Annotated in this window: 15 protein-coding genes; 7 read left to right on the forward strand and 8 right to left on the reverse strand. The window is 60.3% G+C overall.

The window, feature by feature from the left end; all coding sequences use genetic code 11:
* The first annotated feature begins 280 nt into the window (after positions 1-280).
* Genes oxc through R3E82_10110 form a run of 5 tightly spaced genes read left to right on the forward strand, consistent with a single transcriptional unit; the run spans position 281 to position 7,720 of the window.
* Entirely contained in the window at positions 281-1,936 is a 1,656-nt protein-coding gene (gene oxc, locus R3E82_10090; GenBank protein ID MEZ5551228.1) for an oxalyl-CoA decarboxylase, read from the forward strand.
* Between the two features lie 12 nt (positions 1,937-1,948).
* Entirely contained in the window at positions 1,949-2,776 is an 828-nt protein-coding gene (locus tag R3E82_10095; GenBank protein MEZ5551229.1) for an SDR family oxidoreductase, read from the forward strand.
* The gene (locus tag R3E82_10100; protein MEZ5551230.1) at positions 2,776-4,218 is read left to right on the forward strand and encodes a phosphotransferase family protein; all 1,443 of its coding nucleotides are present in this window, start codon (positions 2,776-2,778) and stop codon (positions 4,216-4,218) included. Before R3E82_10095 ends, R3E82_10100 begins: the two co-directional genes overlap by 1 nt.
* Positions 4,219-4,241: 23 nt before the next feature.
* Positions 4,242-5,468, forward strand: a complete 1,227-nt coding sequence (locus R3E82_10105; protein MEZ5551231.1) for an acyl-CoA dehydrogenase family protein — start codon at positions 4,242-4,244, stop codon at positions 5,466-5,468.
* Positions 5,465-7,720 (forward strand): PQQ-binding-like beta-propeller repeat protein, encoded by a 2,256-nt coding sequence (locus tag R3E82_10110; GenBank protein MEZ5551232.1) that lies wholly within the window; start codon positions 5,465-5,467, stop codon positions 7,718-7,720. The genes R3E82_10105 and R3E82_10110 overlap by 4 nt, the downstream gene beginning before the upstream one ends.
* Before the next feature lie 63 nt (positions 7,721-7,783).
* Here R3E82_10110 and R3E82_10115 read toward each other — a convergent pair whose 3' ends face one another.
* From R3E82_10115 to R3E82_10140, 6 genes are read right to left on the reverse strand one after another with little or no spacing between them, the layout of a single operon-like run.
* Positions 7,784-9,160 carry a 2-oxo acid dehydrogenase subunit E2 gene (locus tag R3E82_10115; protein ID MEZ5551233.1) on the reverse strand — a complete coding sequence of 459 codons (1,377 nt, stop codon included), beginning with the start codon at positions 9,158-9,160 and terminating at the stop codon, positions 7,784-7,786.
* Positions 9,161-9,162: 2 nt separating this feature from the next.
* Positions 9,163-10,194 carry an NAD(+)/NADH kinase gene (locus tag R3E82_10120; protein MEZ5551234.1) on the reverse strand — a complete coding sequence of 344 codons (1,032 nt, stop codon included), beginning with the start codon at positions 10,192-10,194 and terminating at the stop codon, positions 9,163-9,165.
* Between the two features lie 20 nt (positions 10,195-10,214).
* Positions 10,215-11,216 carry an alpha-ketoacid dehydrogenase subunit beta gene (locus tag R3E82_10125; GenBank protein MEZ5551235.1) on the reverse strand — a complete coding sequence of 334 codons (1,002 nt, stop codon included), beginning with the start codon at positions 11,214-11,216 and terminating at the stop codon, positions 10,215-10,217.
* A gap of 47 nt (positions 11,217-11,263) precedes the next feature.
* Positions 11,264-12,253, reverse strand: a complete 990-nt coding sequence (locus R3E82_10130; GenBank protein ID MEZ5551236.1) for a thiamine pyrophosphate-dependent dehydrogenase E1 component subunit alpha — start codon at positions 12,251-12,253, stop codon at positions 11,264-11,266.
* A gap of 33 nt (positions 12,254-12,286) precedes the next feature.
* On the reverse strand, positions 12,287-12,577 hold the full coding sequence (locus R3E82_10135) for a hypothetical protein (GenBank protein ID MEZ5551237.1): 291 nt from the start codon (positions 12,575-12,577) through the stop codon (positions 12,287-12,289).
* A gap of 12 nt (positions 12,578-12,589) precedes the next feature.
* Positions 12,590-13,114: a hypothetical protein gene (locus R3E82_10140; GenBank protein MEZ5551238.1), complete on the reverse strand. Its 525-nt coding sequence runs from the start codon at positions 13,112-13,114 to the stop codon at positions 12,590-12,592.
* A 351-nt stretch (positions 13,115-13,465) separates the two neighbouring features.
* Between R3E82_10140 and R3E82_10145 the strand changes: the two genes are divergently transcribed.
* A complete protein-coding gene (locus R3E82_10145) occupies positions 13,466-15,406 on the forward strand; it encodes an acyltransferase family protein (protein MEZ5551239.1) in 1,941 nt (646 codons plus the stop codon).
* Between the two features lie 199 nt (positions 15,407-15,605).
* On the opposite strand, the gene R3E82_10150 is transcribed toward R3E82_10145, so the two are convergent.
* On the reverse strand, positions 15,606-15,863 hold the full coding sequence (locus R3E82_10150) for a hypothetical protein (GenBank protein MEZ5551240.1): 258 nt from the start codon (positions 15,861-15,863) through the stop codon (positions 15,606-15,608).
* Here R3E82_10150 and R3E82_10155 point away from each other — a divergent pair.
* A complete protein-coding gene (locus R3E82_10155) occupies positions 15,862-17,166 on the forward strand; it encodes an acyl-CoA dehydrogenase family protein (GenBank protein ID MEZ5551241.1) in 1,305 nt (434 codons plus the stop codon). The genes R3E82_10150 and R3E82_10155 overlap by 2 nt on opposite strands.
* A 68-nt stretch (positions 17,167-17,234) precedes the next feature.
* On the opposite strand, the gene R3E82_10160 is transcribed toward R3E82_10155, so the two are convergent.
* Complete coding sequence (locus tag R3E82_10160) at positions 17,235-18,050, reverse strand: alpha/beta fold hydrolase (GenBank protein ID MEZ5551242.1); 816 nt, start codon at positions 18,048-18,050, stop codon at positions 17,235-17,237.
* Positions 18,051-18,080: the final 30 nt, after the last annotated feature.

Here is an 18,080-nt window from a genome sequence, read left to right on the forward strand (position 1 = left end):
CATGCAGCACCATTCCTACACCAACTGCTCAACTGTGGCTGCGTAGAGCCGCTTCGAGTATCGGTATTACTACCTAATCTGGAGCCTGCGGCCAGCAGATTCACCCGACTGGAACGGCCTTCATCAGCAGCCGTCACAACCTGCTGTCGAAATCTCGACCCGCAAATGCCCGGCCCATACGGACGACGATCACATCACGGCGGAGCACGACATACTGCTTTCGATCCTTTGTATACTCGGATACCGGAGAGCACCGGTTCGCGTTCCAGCGGGAGGGATCATGGCTACCATCGACGGCGCTACCATCATCGCGAGATGCCTCAGGCAACAGGGCGTTGACTACATGTTCGGCATCGTGGGCTTTCCGGTATTCGGGATTGCCGTGGCCGCACAGAAAGAGGGCATCACCTACATCGGGATGCGTAATGAGCAGTCAGCCAGCTATGCAGCGCAGGCCGCGGGCTATCTGACCGGTCGTCCGCAGGCCTGTCTGGTGGTATCCGGACCCGGCGTGATCCATGCCTTTGCCGGTCTCGCCAACGCCCGGCACAACTGCTGGCCCATGATACTCATCGGCGGGGCTTCGCCCACCTATCAGAACGGCATGGGGGCATTTCAGGAAGAGCGCCAGGTGGAACTCGCCGCGCCTTACTGCAAATACGCCCAGGGGGTCGACAGCGTGGCGCGCATCCCCTACTACGTGGAGCAGGCTGTTCGCACCTCACTTTACGGCCGGCCTGGTCCGGTCTATCTCGACATGCCCGACAATGTGATCAGCGGCGAGATTGACGAAGACAACGTAGTCGCAGCCGCGACAATCGGCGCAGCGCCGCGCTCCCAGGCGCAACCCGACGACATTGAAGCAGCGCTGGCGGCGCTGGAATCCGCCCAGCGGCCCCTCGTGGTGGTGGGCAAGGGTATGGCCTGGTCACGGGCCGAACAGGAGGTGCGCGAATTCATCCAGCGCACCCAGCTGCCGTTCCTCGCCTCGCCCATGGGCAAAGGCATTCTGCCCGACGACGATCCGCTGTCGGTGGGTGCGGCGCGCAGCACGGCGCTGCGGGAAGCCGATCTGGTCTTCCTGATGGGCGCGCGCCTGAACTGGATCATGCATTTCGGCCTGCCGCCGCGTTTCGCGCCGGGCGTGCGGATAGTGCAGCTGGATATTTCCGCGGAGGAGATCGGCACCAACGTGCCTGCCGAGATTGCACTGCTCGGTGACGGCAGGGCGGTTACACAGCAGCTCAATGCGGCACTTGCAGACCGTCAGTGGTTCTATCCGGCGGATGCGCCCTGGCGCGGCTTACTGAAAGCCAGGGCCGAAGAGAATCAGGCCGCAGTCGCGCCGATGGTGGACGATGAGTCAGTGCCGATGAATTACTACCGCGCCTATCGCGATATCGAGGACTGGCTGCCCGAAAACGCCATCATCATCGGTGAGGGTGCCCACACCATGGACATCGGCCGCACCCAGATGTCCAACCGTGCTGCCCGCAACCGCCTGGACGCCGGCACCTACGGCACCATGGGTATTGGTCTGGGATTCACCATTGCCGCCGCGGTGGTACACCCGGATCGACCGATCGTAGCCGTACAGGGTGACAGCGCGTTCGGCTTTTCGGGCATGGAACTGGAAACCGTTTGCCGCTACAAACTGCCGATCAAACTCATCGTGCTGAACAACGGCGGCATCGCTGGCGGAGTTGCGGAACTGCCAGCCAACGGCCCCATTCCGCCGTTCGCCCTCACTCCGGGTGCGCACTACGAACGCATCATGGAGGCCTTCGGCGGGCGCGGATTCTACGTGGAAGATCCACAGGACCTGCGCGGAGCGCTGGACTCAGCCCTGGCGTTTGACGGCCCCGCGCTGGTCAACGTTCGCATCAGCCCGCGGGCAGGCCGCAAGCCCCAGCAGTTCGGCTGGCTTACCACCTGAGGAGACAATGCCATGTCAGATCGACTGAAGGGACAGGTCGCGATCATAACGGGTGCCAGCCGGGGACTGGGGCAGTACTGCGCAGCTGGTTTTGCCCAGGAAGGCGCGCGCGTTGCCGTGGTGGCCCGCACTGAGGAGGAGAAGGACCAGCGATTACCCGGCACCATCCACCACACCGCGGACCTGATACGCCGGTCCGGTGGAGAAGCCCTTGCCGTAGTCTGCAATGTTGCAGATCCGGCGTCGGTCCAGGCAATGGTCGAAAGTGTGCTGGGCGAATGGGGCCGTATCGATATCCTGATGAACAATGCGGCAATTCAACCCCCCGGTGAACACTCTGATATTCAGGAGAAACACTGGAACCTGATGTATAACATCAACGTGAACGGTCCATTGCGCTGCATCCGCGCCGTGTTACCGACGATGCTGCAGCAGAAACACGGCAACATCATCAACATTTCATCCGCCGCCACACTGGGTGGCTCGCCGTATGGGGGAACCAAGCGGGCGCTGGAGGCTATGACGGAAGGGCTTGCCGCTGAGCTTCGCAACAGAGGCATTGCAGTGAATGCGCTGAAGCCCGTCAGTGCCATCGAAACGCCCGGGTTCCGCTTTGCCCAGTTACCCCGGGAAGAGAGTCAGGCGTCAGCTGCGAAGCTGCCGCCGCCGGACAGTTACGTCGAGGCCGCAGTACTGCTGGCATGCCAGACACCGGACACCTATACCGGCCGGATCAACAACGACGCAGAGGTCCTTGCAATCCTCGCTGATCCAGCCACGCAGGAGCGAATGAGGAAGCTGAATCCGGAAGACTGGGTTGCGGCAATGGACGGGTCATAGTGGCCAGTTTGGATGAGACGGCATTCACCAGACGACTGGAAGAGATCCTGGTCGCACAGCTCCCCTTCTGCAGATCACTGCTTGCAGCCGATCGGCTGTCCGGTGGCGCGAGTCAGGAAACATATCGCCTTGAAATAGACTGTGCTGATGGCCGGCGAGCGCTGGCACTGCGGCGGGCTCCGGGAGGCGGCTTTGACGAATCGTCTGAAGCCGATCGACCGGGGCTTGCCGGTGAGGCGCAGCTGATGCGCAGCGCCCGCGCTGCGGGGGTACCAGCACCGGAAGTCTACTATGTGCTCGCCGAGGAGGACGGACTGGGCGCCGGGTTCATCATGGAGTGGATCGACGGCGAAGCTCTGGGCGCGCGCATCGTCCGCGGACCGGAATACGCTGCCATCAGACCACGGCTCGCCTGTGAGATCGGCCGAATCCTCGCCCGCATCCACAGCATCGATATCCCTGCCAGCGGACTCGAGAACTACCTGACCCGCATACCGGCAGGCCAGTTCATCAGGCAGACCTGGAACCGCTACATCGCTCTGAACACCCCCCAGCCGATGATCGACTACACCGCACGATGGCTTAGCGAACATCTGGTCGAGACAGAGGATCTGGTGCTGGTGCACAACGATTTCCGCACCGGTAATTTCATGATTACGCCTGAACGCGTGGTAGCTGTGCTCGACTGGGAGGGCGCACACATTGGCGACCCCCTGCGTGATCTGGGATGGATCTGCACTAACTCCTGGCGCTACGGAGGTGAGCTCCCGGTGGGTGGTTTCGGCAGCTATGAGGATCTCCTGCGCGGCTACGAAGAGGTCTCCGGCAGAAAAGTAGACGTGGAACAGGTCCGTTTCTGGCAGGTGTTCGGATCTTTCTGGTGGGCGGTAACCTGCCTCGACATGGTGGCGCTGTTTCGCGATGGTCCCGATGGCTCTGTGGAACGCGCCAGCATTGGCCGGCGGTCTTCGGAGGCACTGATCGATTGCGTCAATATGATCATTCCCGGCCCGGTGGATCTGATTGGCCCGGGACCCGGTGAGCCCAACCTGGATATGCCGGGCGCTGATGAGCTGGTGGCGGCCGTCAGCGATTTCCTGCGCACGCAGGTGATGGCGGAAACCGAGGGCCGGACCAGTTTCCTGGCCCGGGTATCGGCCAATGCACTCGATATCGTGCTGCGCGAATTGTCCCTGCATTCTGAACACAGGCGTCGGGAACTCGCGAGCCTCCGCAGTTTCTACGGCAGCGACGGCGAAGCCGATCTGCCGGGCTTACGCGGTCGTCTGGTCCAGTCGCTGCGCGACGGCTCGCAGCAGTTGAATGATGAGAGACTGACGTACCACCTGCGCAATACGGTGGTCAATCAGGTCGCGATCGACCAGCCGCGGTACAGTGGGCTCAAGCAGGCGCTCGCCATCCCGGCTGAGTCGTCGAACTGATTTATTCAAACAGGGGGTCGAGCATGATTGATTTTGAGATTCCTCCCGAAGCCCGCGCCGTGCGCGAGCAGGTGCGGCAGTTCGTGCACGAGGAATGTATTCCGGCCGAAGCTGAGCTGGAGCACCGCGAACCCATGGAAGTCGTCAAAGCGCTGCGTGTAAAGGCCCGCGCGAACGGTCTCTGGTGCCCTTTCATACCGAAAGAGTATGGCGGCATGGGATTGGGGCCGCTGGCCAACGCACTGGTTCAGATGGAACTCCACGAAAGCTTACTGGGTGCGCTGGCGCTCAACTGCCAGGCTCCCGATGACGCTTCGATGATGACGATTCTCCATCACGCCACCGAATCCCAGCGCGAACGTTATCTGCAACCATTGATCGAAGGCAGTAAACGCATCTGTTTCTCGATGACGGAGCGCGCCGCCGGAGCCGACGCCACAGGCCTGCGCACCAGTGCAGTGCTCGAGGGGGACAACTGGATTCTCAATGGCGAAAAATGGTTTTCCTCTTCGGCAAGTGTTGCGGATCTGGCGCTCGTAGTCGCGCGAACGGATCCTGACGCCCCGCGTCATGAGCAGTACAGTGCCTTTCTCGTCGAACTGCCGGACCCCGGATACAGGATCCTGCGGAATATTCCGGTCATGACACCGGCATCGGAAATCGAAGAAGCGCTCGGGCACACGCACGCTGAAGTCGAGATCAGGAATCTGGTGGTGCCCAGGGAGAGCCTGCTCGGAGGTCGGGGCAAGGGTTTCGACATGGGTCAGCATCGCCTCGCCTACGGGCGGCTGCGACACGGAATGCACAATATCTCCATTGCGCAGCGCGCACTGGATATGGCGACGAAGCACGTCATCGAGCGTGAGACGTTCGGCAAACGCCTCGCTGATCGACAGGGTGTGCAGTGGATGCTTGCGGACTGTGCGAGCCAGTTGTATCTGGCGCGCCTGACACTTCTGCACATCGCCTACAAGGCAGAGAAGGGTTTCGACCTGCGCCAGGAGAACTCGATTGCCAAGGTGTATCTCGCCAACATGGTTCACCAGGTGGTGGATACCGCCATACAACTGCACGGGGCACTGGGCTACAGCCAGGATACGCCGCTTGCGCGCTGGTATACGTCGATCCGCATGCAGCGTCTCGGCGATGGGCCCGACGAAGTACACCGCTGGCGTATTGGACGCAATCTGATCAGGGCCTATGAAAAATACGGCACCACGGCGTCTGCCGCGGGCGGTGATCTGGTGTGAGCTTTTATGAGGGTATCTGGTCTCAGCTCTCCCCGGCTGCGCCGGGAGGGCTCGAACCGGTCGTCTGCGGCTTCCAGGAAGACCCCAGGACCCGAATGCAGAAAGGCCATGAGATGAAGAAGAAATATACCGGGATAATCGTTGCAACCCTCATGGCCCTGACCCTGTCAACGAGTCCCTTCGCCACTGCCGGTTCGGTTTCATTTACCGGGCACCAGGCAGAAGCAGGTGATGCGGTTTACCAACAGGCCTGCCTGCCCTGCCATCAGCCCGGCGGGGGTGCGGGGGTCATACCGGTGCTGGTGGACGACAGCTTCAATACCCGCTGGGCTGGTCGACCGCTGTCCGATCTTTTTGCCGCCATCAAGCGAATGCCTCCGGGAACCCGTATGGGAGACGAGGACTACGTCAACATCACCGCTTATCTTCTGAAGACGCACGGTTTCGCATCCGGCGACACCCCGTTGCCTGCGGACATGAAGGCTCTGGCTTCGATGAGCCTGCCCGCCGCAAAAAATTCGGTCGATACCCATAGCGTTGCCGGGGATGCAAAACACCCGCTGCTCGCCGCCCTGTCCCCCGTGACCGAAGAGCGGCTCGCCAATCCACCGCCGGGAGACTGGTTGAGCTTTGGACGCAGCAACGATAAAGCCGGTTTCAGTCCGCTGCAGGACATCAACAGGAAAACCATCCATCGCCTGGCCCCCGACTGGGACCTCAGGCTCGCCGCTGGAACCAACAACCCCACCCCCCTGGTTCACGACGGCGTCATGTTCCTCTATACCTTCCCGGATACCGTTATGGCGCTGGACGCCACCAGCGGCAGTCTGCTGTGGCGCTATCGGCACGAACCGGTGGGTATTGCCTCGAGCCGCAGGATGGGTATCGCACTGGGGGGCGACAAAGTGTTTGTTCCCACTTCCGACATGCACATGCTCGCTCTCGATATGAAAACCGGTGAAAAGGTCTGGGCAGCGAAAATCGCATCGCAAATCAGTACCACCGAATCCGAGATCGAAGGCATTCCAAGTTCCATATCCCGCTATGATTTGCGCGCCGCACCGACAGTAGCCGCCGGCAAGGTGATCATGGGCGTGGTATCCAGCGTGGTTCCCACGGGCGGATTTATTTTTGCCCTCGATATGGATAGCGGCGAAGAGTCCTGGCGTTTTCGTACCATCGCGCAACCGGGCACACCGGGTGGTAACAGCTGGAATGGACTGCCTGCTGAACAACGCTCGGGTGGTTCGGTCTGGAGCGCAGCGAGTTATGAGCCCGACCTCGGCCTGGTGTATTTCGGCATCGCTCCTACCTACAACGTGCAGCCCTTTTACAAGCCCTCGGATGATCCCTCCCAGACTCGTGAGGCGAAATACACTAACGGCACCGTCGCGCTCGATGCGAAAACCGGTGCACTGCGCTGGAGTTATTCCCATCACATCCTGGATCACTGGGATCTCGACTGGGCCTTTGAGCGCCAGATCATGGACCTGACCATCGAGGGCAGAAAACGGCGCGTCATCGCCACCGTAAGCAAGGGGGCATTACTGGACGCACTGGATGCAGCGACCGGCGAGTACCTGTTTTCGGTGGCAATGGGCATCCATACCACCATCAGCGCCATCGACCCGGTAACCGGAATGAAAATCAACAATCCGGATACCGAACCGGGACGCGAAGAGCCTTATCTGATCTGTCCTGCCGCCTTTGGAGCACGCAGCTGGACGCCCACCGCCTTTGATCCGAGTCGCAAACTGCTGTATCAGCCCTTCATTGAAGCCTGCTTTTCGGCCGATGGGACCGGTTTTCCCCTGCTGGGTACCGGGGTTGCCGTAAACATCGGAACCTGGCCCGGCAGCAAGGGCAGGATCGGCAGGCTGCACGCCATCGATATGGAAAAGGGCGAAACCCGGTGGCTGCACCGCCAGGTGACACCAATCATCAGTTCAACGCTTGCAACAGCGGGCGGACTGGTATTCGCCGGTGACCTCGACCCTTCACTGAAAGCCTTTGACAGTGCCTCCGGTGAAGTGGTCTGGAAACACCCGCTGACGGACGACCCCAGCAGCAGCATCGTGTCCTATGCAGTCAGGAACAAGCAATACATCGCTCTGGTGATCGGGCAGTCGAATAATCACCACCGGGACTGGAAGAACTATTACAACCGGGTCACCGCCGTGAACGGGTGGGATCGTCCCGCCCCCATCGAAGGCAGCGGCGCGTCCATACAGGTTTTCGCCCTCGAAAAGTAGCCTGTATATGGCAAACCGGTACTCACGCAGCACAGAAGCTGATGAGCGTCTGGCGGGCGAAGATCAGACCAGGAGGCGATAGGGCGATTCCAGAAAGTCTCTGACCGAGGCGAGAAAGCGGGCTGCGGGTGCTCCGTCCAGGACCCGATGATCCCACGTCAGCGACAGCTTCATTCTTTGCTGCCGGACGGGCCGGTTGCCATCCCAGGCGATATCATCGCGAATGCGGTTCACGCCGAGGATGCCCGCCTGAGGCGCGTTGATGATGGGTGTGAAGGAGTCCACGTCGTACATGCCCAGGGCGGTCACGGTGAATGTCCCGTTCTGCAGCTCCTCGACGCGCAGATTGCCTTCTCGAGCAGCTGCAGCCAGCCTCGCACACTCCTGCACCAGCGCCCGCATACTCAGGCCGTTTGCGCTGCGAATGACCGGCACGATGAGCCCGTCATCGAGTGCGACTGCCATACCCACATTGATGGCGCCGTGGAGGATGATCTCTGCCGTGCCAAAGCTGGCGTTCATGAGCTGATGTTTCTCCAGCGCCTTTGCTGCAGCGCGGATTACCAGATCGGTGTAGGTCGGACGAATACTGTCGTCGGCCCACTCATCAATGAGTTGCGCGCGCAGCTTGATCGCATCGTCCATCACCACATCCATGTCCATGGTGAGCTGTGCCATCGACTGCAGGCTGTCGTGCATGCGTCGGGCGATCGTCCTGCGCATGCTGGTGAGGGGAACCGGGATGTCTGCCTGTGCCGTGGCGTGCTCCGCGCCGTGCGTCGAAATCGCGGCCTGCTGCTGTTCCACATCCTGTCTGGTAATGCGTCCACCCGGACCCGTGCCAGCAACCAGACTCATATCCACACCGAGCTCGCGGGCCAGTTTGCGGGCCATGGGTGAGGAGCGTCGACGCGAATCGTCCGTTTCCGGTCGGGCGGATTCCTGCCGGGCAGAGTGCGCGGCCAGGACATCGGCTTCCACGATGCGGCCGGCCGGTCCCGAGCCGGTCAGCGTGGTCAGGTCGATGCGGCCTTCCCGCGCAAGGCGACGGGCGACTGGCGACACTCTCACGCGTCCGCCGGGCAGCTGCGACGGTGTCGAACCTTCCGGCCCCGCAGACGCGGCTGATTCAACCGCTGGCGCAGGTCGCGCCTGATGGGCGGTGGCCGAACCGACATCCGGCAGGCGCTCGGGAATCGCTTCATCCTCTGCGTAGAGATAGCCGATCACATCACCGGGGGCCATAGTCACGCCTTCGGCAACCAGGTGTTTGACGATGCCGGAGTATTCGGCGTCCACATCCAGATTCACCTTCTCAGTTTCAAGACGATAGAGAAGCTCGCCTTTGCGCACGGAGCCGCCATCCGGGACATACCATTCCTCGACGACGCCCTCCGTCATGCTCATGCCTACCTTGACCAGAAAAATTTCCGCGGGCACAACTAACTCCCTTTCCGGACAAACAGACCGCGCCGCGCGGCCAGGTTCATCGTGGCCTGAATGTCGACCAGTTGCGGACCGTTGCGCTCGATGGTGAAAGTGGCCCGCTGGCCGGGTTCGAGTACCCGCTCCCGTTCGCCGTCGAAGGCCAGCACTCCGGGCCCCTGGATCTCGATGGGTGTGGAAAAATTTACGGTACTGTGCTGTGCAACCGACAGACGCCGATAGTAACCGGGTGCGATCGGAGCATGCACGCTCAGACCATCTCCGAAGCGCAGCAGCAGACCATGATCATCCTGCCCGGAGACAGGGTGAATCAGCCCGCCGATCGAGGTGATACCCACAGCTGCGGGATCGGCCCGGGTCAGCAGGGCCAGTCGCAGCTGCTCCGGTGCGAGCAGAGCACGGGCGCCGATGAAACGCTCGTCCACCAGCACCGCATCGATCAGGGCAAGGTCGGGGCGTTCTCCCTCGATTTCGATGCGGATGATCTTCTGCATCTGTGCCACCTCCGCCAGGGTGACTGCGCCGGATGCGATCAGACCGGCGGCTGCACCGGCAATCGTCGCTTCGATCAATCCCGGAAATACGTTGTTGGTACCGGTGGAGATCGGGATCATGGGCGCATTCTGCCAGCCCAGAGCAAAGGCACGATTGGTCCCGTCGCCACCGAGGGTCAGAACGATATCCGCCGGCAGTTGTGCCAGCGCTCTGGCTGCGCGAATGGTGTCATCCGCCTTGCCGCTGCGGGTTACGGCGACCGCCTCGGAAATGTGGTCTATCGCCGTGCACAGCCTTGTGTCCCACGCATATGCTTCGAGCGCGCCAGCCACGATGCCGTGGGCATCGTTCAGATAGGCGATGCGACAGGTGATGCCCCGCTGCTGGGCGAGGGCACCGGCCAGCAGTCGACGCACGATGGCCTGCTTTTCCTGATTGTCGAATACCGACGCCCGCGCGATGAGGCGACGGATGTCTTTGCCGGATGCGGGATTCGCAACTATGCCGATCGTCGGAAGTAAGGAGGTAGGCATCTGCGATCAGCCTGCGACAGTCAAACACCCAGCATCTTTTTGACTTCGACAACGATCTGTTCAGCATTGGGGATATAGAGTTTTTCCAGTGCCGGACTGAAGGGTACCGGTGAAAAAGGCGCACCGACGCGCGCCACAGGCGCATCAAGATAGTCGAATGCCAGTTCCTGGATCTGTGCTGCGATCTCACCGCCAAAACCACCGAAGCGCACGGCTTCGTGCACGACCAGCGCCCGGTGAGTCTTCTCAACAGAATTCACCACGGTTGCCGTATCGAAAGGCTGCAGTGAGCGTGGATCGATGATCTCGGCGTCGATACCGATTTCCTTGAGCGTCTCGGCCGCTTTCAACGCCTCATGAACCATACGGCCCAGGGCAATGATGGTCAGATTGCTGCCTTCCCGAACCACACTGGCCACCCCGATGGGAACTTCGTAGGCACCTTCCGGAACTGCACCCATCAGGCCGAGGGACATCTTGTTCAGCACCACGATCACCGGGTTATCGTCGCGGGCAGCAGCGATGATCAGACCTTTGGCGTCGTAGGATGTGGTCGGCATGACCACTTTCAGTCCTGGCAGATGGACCAGCCATGCTTCGAGCGACTGAGAATGCTGTGCGGCCATGCTCATACCCGCTCCCGACATGGTCAGCATGGTCACCGGGAGGTTAGCGCGGCCGCCAAACATATAGCGCATCTTGGCGAGTTGATTGGCGACTTCGTCCATGCATTCGCCAATAAAATCCATGAACATCAGGTCGATAATGGGCCGGCAACCGGTAGCGGCGGCACCTACACCCAGACCGACGATGGCCTTTTCAGAAATCGGAGTGTCGTAGATCCGCTCCGGACCGAACTCTTCCAGCAGCCCTTTGTAGTAGCCGAACACACTGCCTGCACCGGCGACATCCTCGCCGGCGACAAAGGCGTTGTCCTGCTCTCTCAGCACCTCGCGTACCCCCTCAGTAATCGCGGCGACATAAGGGAGTTCTCTGGTCTTGGCCTGGGCCTGCGCCATCATGGATTCCTCAAACTTCTCATGGTTTATACAGCCAGTAAGACTGCAGCTCAGGTGACCGGTGAGTGCTGTGCGTAAACGTCTTCGAGTAACGCGCTGGCATCGGGGTACGGACTCGACTCAGCGAAGGTCACAGCGGCGTCAATCCGGGCCGCCACTTCGGCGTGTACCGTCCGGGCCTGATCCGCTGAAAGAATATTCTGCCTGGCCAGCCGCGATTCGAGCAGTTCGATCGGGTCACGCTGCTTCCACTCCTCCACCTCTTCATCGCTGCGGTATTTCAGGCCCATGCCGCGCACACCGACATGATCGTAGTAGCGGTAGGTCTTACACTCGAGCAGAGTCGGGCCGCCGCCTTCGCGTGCGCGTTTGATCGCCATGCCCGCGGCTTCGTACACCGCGATGGCGTCCATTCCGTCAACAACCACACCGGGCATGCCGTAGCCGCTGGCGCGATCGGCGACATCGACCACTGCCTGATGATTGGCCTGTGCGGTGAATTCTCCATAGCCATTGTTCTCGCAGACGAAGATCACCGGCAGGCGATACAGCGCCGCCATGTTTGCCGCTTCGTGGAAGCTGCCTTCGTTACTGGCCCCATCTCCGAAAAAAGTTACCGAGACCCGATCGGTTTTCCGGAACTTGTTGGAGAAGGCGGCACCGACCGCAATCGGTGGACCAGCGCCGACGATACCGTTGGCACCGAGAATGCCCAGATCCATGTTGGAGATGTGCATACTGCCGCCTTTGCCCTTGCAGTAGCCGGTCGCACGGCCATAGAGCTCGGCGAACATCGGATCGAACTCCCCGCCCTTGGCGATGACGTGGCCATGGCCTCTGTGGGTGCTGGTGATCCAGTCTTCGCTGGACAGGTGGGTCATGACGCCTGCCGCTACGGCTTCCTGGCCGACATAGAGGTGCAGTGCACCGGGGATCTTGCCGTCTTCCATGAGTTTTCCGGCCCGCTCCTCGAAGTGGCGGATACGGACCATTCTGCGATGGATGTCGAGCAGGATCTCTCTGGTGATCTTTGTGTTCAAACTGTCCCCCGTTGACTGAGCCGCCGCTCAATACTAGGGAACCCGGGATTGATTGTCGAAGCTCAGAGCAGGTCTCGCCAGGGATCGGACCCGGCGTCGGACGTTCAGACCGAACAGCACCGCGCAGACCAGCGCGATAGCCGTGGAAGACCAGGAAAATGCCGCATCGTAACCCCACCAGTAGCGCAGCAGCGCGTAAGCCGGATAGATCACAAACAGTACCGAGCCGCCGAGCAGAGCCGAGGTGAGGTTGATCTTTGCGTCGCTGACTTTGAACGGTCGCGCTGCTTCGGCATCGGCGGGGGGCAGAAAGTCATCGCTCATTACCGGCCTCCTTCAGAAGGGTTTGACGATCGCGAGATAAAGAACGTACGGGATGGTCACGATCACGATGGGTGACGAGACGATCAGAAACCACCAGTGTGTGTGAATGGCAGCCTCGTATTCCGCGGCGGTCCCGGACGCCCGGATCTTCTCCTTGTTACCCCCGAAGTGCGCCAGGTGGTAGTCCATGATTTCCACGGGGATGAACACCAGCACGACCATCACCAGCTTCATGGCGAACCAGCCGGCCGCCGGTGTCCATCCGCCGACGAGCATGAGCATGAGTCCGGTGATCAAGAGCATGGGAAACGCGATGTGCTCGAGTATGGCGCCGTCGTCGAAGCGCTCCATGGCCCAGTTACGCAACCTGATCGCATCCAGATCCTCAGGGGCATTCATCCACCACCGGAAGATCGGCAGCAGGTAGAAACGGTAGGCAACCGACGTACTCATGAACCAGACGGTCACGAACAGCAGGTGCACGAACTTGATCTGGAAATAGTAGGGTGCCAGCAGTTGCTGTGCGGATTCGACCACGTTGCCTCTCCCCTCCGGCGTGATGGCTGGTCATGGTACGCTCCTTTCATATTTTGCGTCAAATCATTTGACGCAAAATCCCGGCTCAGCCGCAACGCCTGGTCCCGGCGCCGCGCAGGGCATCAGGACCACGACCCGACGCATGGCGGCGATCGTCCCGGTTCATAGCGGTGACGGCCACCAGGTCGCAGCAGAACTCACTTTGCGGTGTTGGATGTCCCAATCCAGCGAAATTTGTCTTAGAACAACAATGCAGACAGTTATGCGCATCACCGGCTCCCTGCGCCTGTTCCACAAGACAGCTGGTGATTACACTGCGCGACTTCCCGTAACCTGAAGCGTGCCCGTCCATTGTCCAACGCGCTCTCATATCGTCACGATATCGATGGTCTGCGCGCGATAGCGGTACTCGCAGTCATTGCCGCTCACCTTCCGGAGAAGTTTCTACCAAGCGGATTCCTGGGCGTCGATGTCTTCTTCGCGATCTCCGGTTTCGTCGTCACGGGGTCCATTCTCGGGCAGCGGCGAACGGAATTCGGGCAGCTTTATCTCGGCTTCCTGGCCAAGCGCGTTCGGCGCCTGCTGCCGGCTCTCGCCCTGTGCGTCGCGATTACAGGGTCCGTCGTGCTGGCCGTGGACCCCTTTCCACGCCATTCGGTGGAAACCGGGCTCGCCGCGCTGTTCGGATCAGCCAACGTGGCACTTTATTTCTTCGAGCTCGATTACTTTTCGCCTTCATCGGTGTTCAACGCCTTCACCCATACCTGGTCACTCGGCGTCGAAGAACAGTTTTACCTGGTTTTCCCCACGTTTGCCTGGCTGTTCTTCTTCCGCACCAGCCGCAAATCCTACAAGCCCCTCGCGGTAGCGACGATCTGTGGAGGCACATTCTCGGTGTCACTGTTCGTCCTGCTGTACAGGGATTATCAGCCCCTGGCTTTCTTCATGATGCCCACGCGAATCTGGGAACTGGGCCTCGGGGCTGTCGTTCTGCTGGCTTCACGCCGCCTGCAATCAACACGCCTCAAAGCGATTCTCAGGCGCATCTCACCGCTGGTACTGATTGCCCTGTTCGGCTGTTTTATCGTTCCGGAGGCGTACGCCATGCCGGCAACCATAGCGGTGGTGGTTCTCACCGGATTGCTGCTCGCATCAGATCAGCAGTCGCCTGCCGGCCGGGTGCTGACGCTGCCTCCGGTGGTCTACGCAGGCAGAATCTCCTATTCCCTTTATCTGTGGCACTGGCCCATCATCGCGCTCGCCCCCATCGTGCTGTCATCGGCGTGGCGATCTTCTGCGCTGTACGTGGTTGCCACTGTAATCGTCGCGGTGGCATCGTTTCACGCGGTGGAACGGCCACTGCGTTACCGCAAGTGGACCGGACACCGGGGCGGTGATATCGGGGCAGGCATCGCCGGCAATCTGTTCGTGGGCGCTGCGCTCATACTGACGATGTTCTTCATGAGCACATCCGGGAACCAGGCCGAAGTCCAGCTTCACCCACCGGCATACCTGCCACTCGAACCCAGCGGCCGAGTGCACAATCTGACCTGCGCGCTCGATGGCGGCAGCCGGAAATTTGCACAGGACACAATTGAGCTCTGCACCATGCCGCCTGAACCGGATTCCGGCATGCCTACCCTCTGGGTGATGGGAGACAGCCACTCCGGTCACCTGCAGGGCATGCTCTACGAGCTTCGCGACAGGATCGGCATCGGTGTGCACCTCGTCGAAACGCCCGGTTATCCCTTCCCGTTCGACGGTGACAATGTGTTCGCACCGCGCCAGCAGGTATTCAGCAGCATCTACCCGCTGATTCAGCCGGGAGACATCGTGATCGTCGCTCGGCTGTATCTCGCTCGCACGCCGCCCTACACTCCCGAGGACCTGGGGCCATGGCTGTCTCAGGTCTCGGCACTCGCCGATGGTCTGGCCCAGCGCGGCGTAAGCCTGGTAGTTACCGGGCCGCCACCGATTTTTCCATTCGACGACGTCCGTCAGTGCAGCCTTGAGGAGCGCACAAGCTGCAGACTGGAATTGAAAAACATCGTGCCCTCCATCCGGGAGGTCGAACGGCAGCTGGAATCTCTGGAGCAGGAGAATGCCAATGTCAGTGTTTTTTTCATCTTCGATTCGGTCTGCCCGCCAAACAACGGATACTGTTACCCGGACGATGGTCACAGCTTCCTGTACCGGGACAAGGACCACTTCAACTCACTCGGTTCGCGGCGCCTGGCCGGGCCGTTCACAGAGTTTCTCAGGTCTTCAGGCCTCATCCAGCCTGCCCGGTAAAACACGGCAACAGCGCCTGCAGCGCAGGGAGGCCCAACCAAAAACCTTCACACTCGACAGAGAAGGTTTCTCAGTGAACGCCGCCGGTCTGGCCCCCCAGCGCCAGCGTCCATGTCACCACATCACCCGGACAGCCATCTGCCGGGAACGGCTCCCTGCGAATTTCGATCGGAATGTCGGCGTTGGTCTCCAGCACCCTTCAGTCGACGGTTCGATAATCAGACGAGCTTCTGAATAGTTCCATTAAAAGGACTATCCTCATCCCGGCCGGCAGGATTACCGGACCGCGCTTCGTCGAGCCGACGCCGGTCAGCTCGCCGATCGGGTCGATCGGGTGTTTGATAAGTGCGCCGCGGAGGCACCTATCGAGCACGCCGAAACGGTCCTGGCGTGCCTGGCTGCGGTACATGCCAATCTCCGCAAGTCCATCGACCAGAATCCTGAGGAGGAAACCCATGGCTGTTAATCCTGATCTATTCGATCTGACCATGTCCGAAGAGGCGCTGCCTCTGCTGGATGCGGTAAAAAAGCACATTCGCGACAACGTCATACCGATCATGGAGGAGTACGAGCGGCTGGGCGAAGAACGCGAGCACGAATGGGCATTGGCACCTGGGCAGTTGGAACTGCTCGAGGGTGCCAAGCAAAAAGCCAAGGAGTCGGGCCTGTGGAACTTCTTTCTGCCCGATGCCGATACCGGAGAGGGTTTGAGCAATCTTGATTACGCCTACATCGCAAGCGAGTTGGGCAAGTATCCGCTTGCCTCGGAAACGCTCAACTGTTCCGCACCGGACACCGGTAACATGGAGGTGCTCGAGCGGGTCGGAACACCGGCACAGAAAGAGCAATGGTTAGAGCCACTGCTGCGCGGTGAGATCCGTTCGGCCTACGCGATGACCGAGCCCGGATTCCCGTCTTCAGATGCGAAGAACATCTCCACCGAAGCGGTGCTGGACGGCGACGAGTGGGTGATCAACGGGGAAAAATATTTCACCTCCGGCGCCGGAGATCCCCGGTGCAAGGTCATGATTACTATGGTGAAGACAAGCCCGAATGCGCCGCCGCACCGGCAGCAGTCGCAGATCCTGGTACCCACTGACGCACCGGGCGTGAAGATTCTGGGGGCCATGAGAGTTTTCGGCGAAACCCAGGCGCCCCATGGACACATGCACGTACGATTCCGGGACTGTCGTGTGCCGAAAGACAACATCCTCTTAGGCGAAGGGCGTGGCTTCGAGATTTCTCAGGTGCGCCTGGGACCGGGACGGATCCACCACTGCATGCGTTCCATCGGTGCCGGCGAGCGCGCCCTGGAACTGATGATTCGGCGCGCCTCGGCGCGTACCGCGTTTGGCAAGCCCATCATTCAACTCGGCAAGAACATTGAAGTGGTCGCCAAAGCCCGCTACGAAATCGATGCCTGCCGGTTGATGGTGCTGCAGGCGGCAAAGGCCATGGATGTGCTCGGCAACAAGGAGGCGCGGGTGTACGTCAGCGCCATCAAGGCGAACGTACCGGCCAAGATCTGCCAGATCATAGATGACGCAATCCAGATGCATGGTGCCACCGGTGTCACCCAGTGGACACCGCTTGCGCGTATGTACGTGTCGCAGCGATCGCTACGGATTGCTGACGGTCCAGACGAAGTCCATCACATGGTCGTGGGCCGCGCAGAAGTTCGCAAGTACGAAGGCGAAGCGTATCGCATGCTGGATGACAAGCTCGGCCGCGAGCACGACGGCTTCGACCTGGGACGCTAGGGAAGCGGCATATCGAAGCCAATCGCCTTCATATGAGCAATGCCGCAGCCGAGGTGGACTCCGGAGATTTATGCCTGAGTGGATATTTCTCCGTAGAACCGTTCCAGGGCGGCATTGAAGGCATCCGGTTGCTCGATGTTCATCAGGTGACCAGCATCTTTGATCAGGCACCATCTGGAATCAGGCAGTGCGTCGTGCAGATCTTGGGACGCAGCCATCGGTGCCATGAAGTCTTCATCACCGGCCACGACTAAACAGGGCACCTTAATTCCGGAAACGGGCAACTTTCCTATTTCGCCAATCGACCGGGGTGTCGCAAGGACACTCGCTGCTGCCAGATCGGTTTTGAGCATGTCAGCAAGAATCTGATCCACCTGCGCAGGAGAATCAGCGATAAACCTGGATCCAAACAACATCCCCGCCATTTCGTCCCGGCCCGGCAGTTCTGCTTCGATCGCCCGGGCAGCTATTTCTTCATAGCGTTTAATGACTGTCGGATGAAGCCTGTCATAGCGAAATATGCCTGCCAGAACAAGACTTAAAACAGACCCGTCCAGCTGTCCAAGGATCTGCGCTGCGGCACCTCCCATCGACAGTCCAACCAGGTGGTAACGGTCAACGCCCAGGTGTTTCAGCAGCGCTCTCGTATCCTCGGCCTGCTGCATCATGGAGTACGCTTCAGGCATGGCGGACGAAGCGCCGAACCCCAGGTGATCAAAAGCAATCACACGGTGGTCTTTCTGAAAATGATCAATCTGCGGCTGCCAGTTCTGCCAGCAACCCGAATTGCCATGCAGAAAGACAATGGGGGTTTCCTTCTGGCCTTTGTCGTATACCTGAAAGGCTTTGTCACCAATGGGTATTCTGGATATCACGCGGCGCATCGTTTCGCTCCGGCCGGGAGAACCTGAGGC

It is taken from the genome of Pseudomonadales bacterium (assembly GCA_041395945.1).
GTDB lineage: Bacteria > Pseudomonadota > Gammaproteobacteria > Pseudomonadales > Azotimanducaceae > SZUA-309.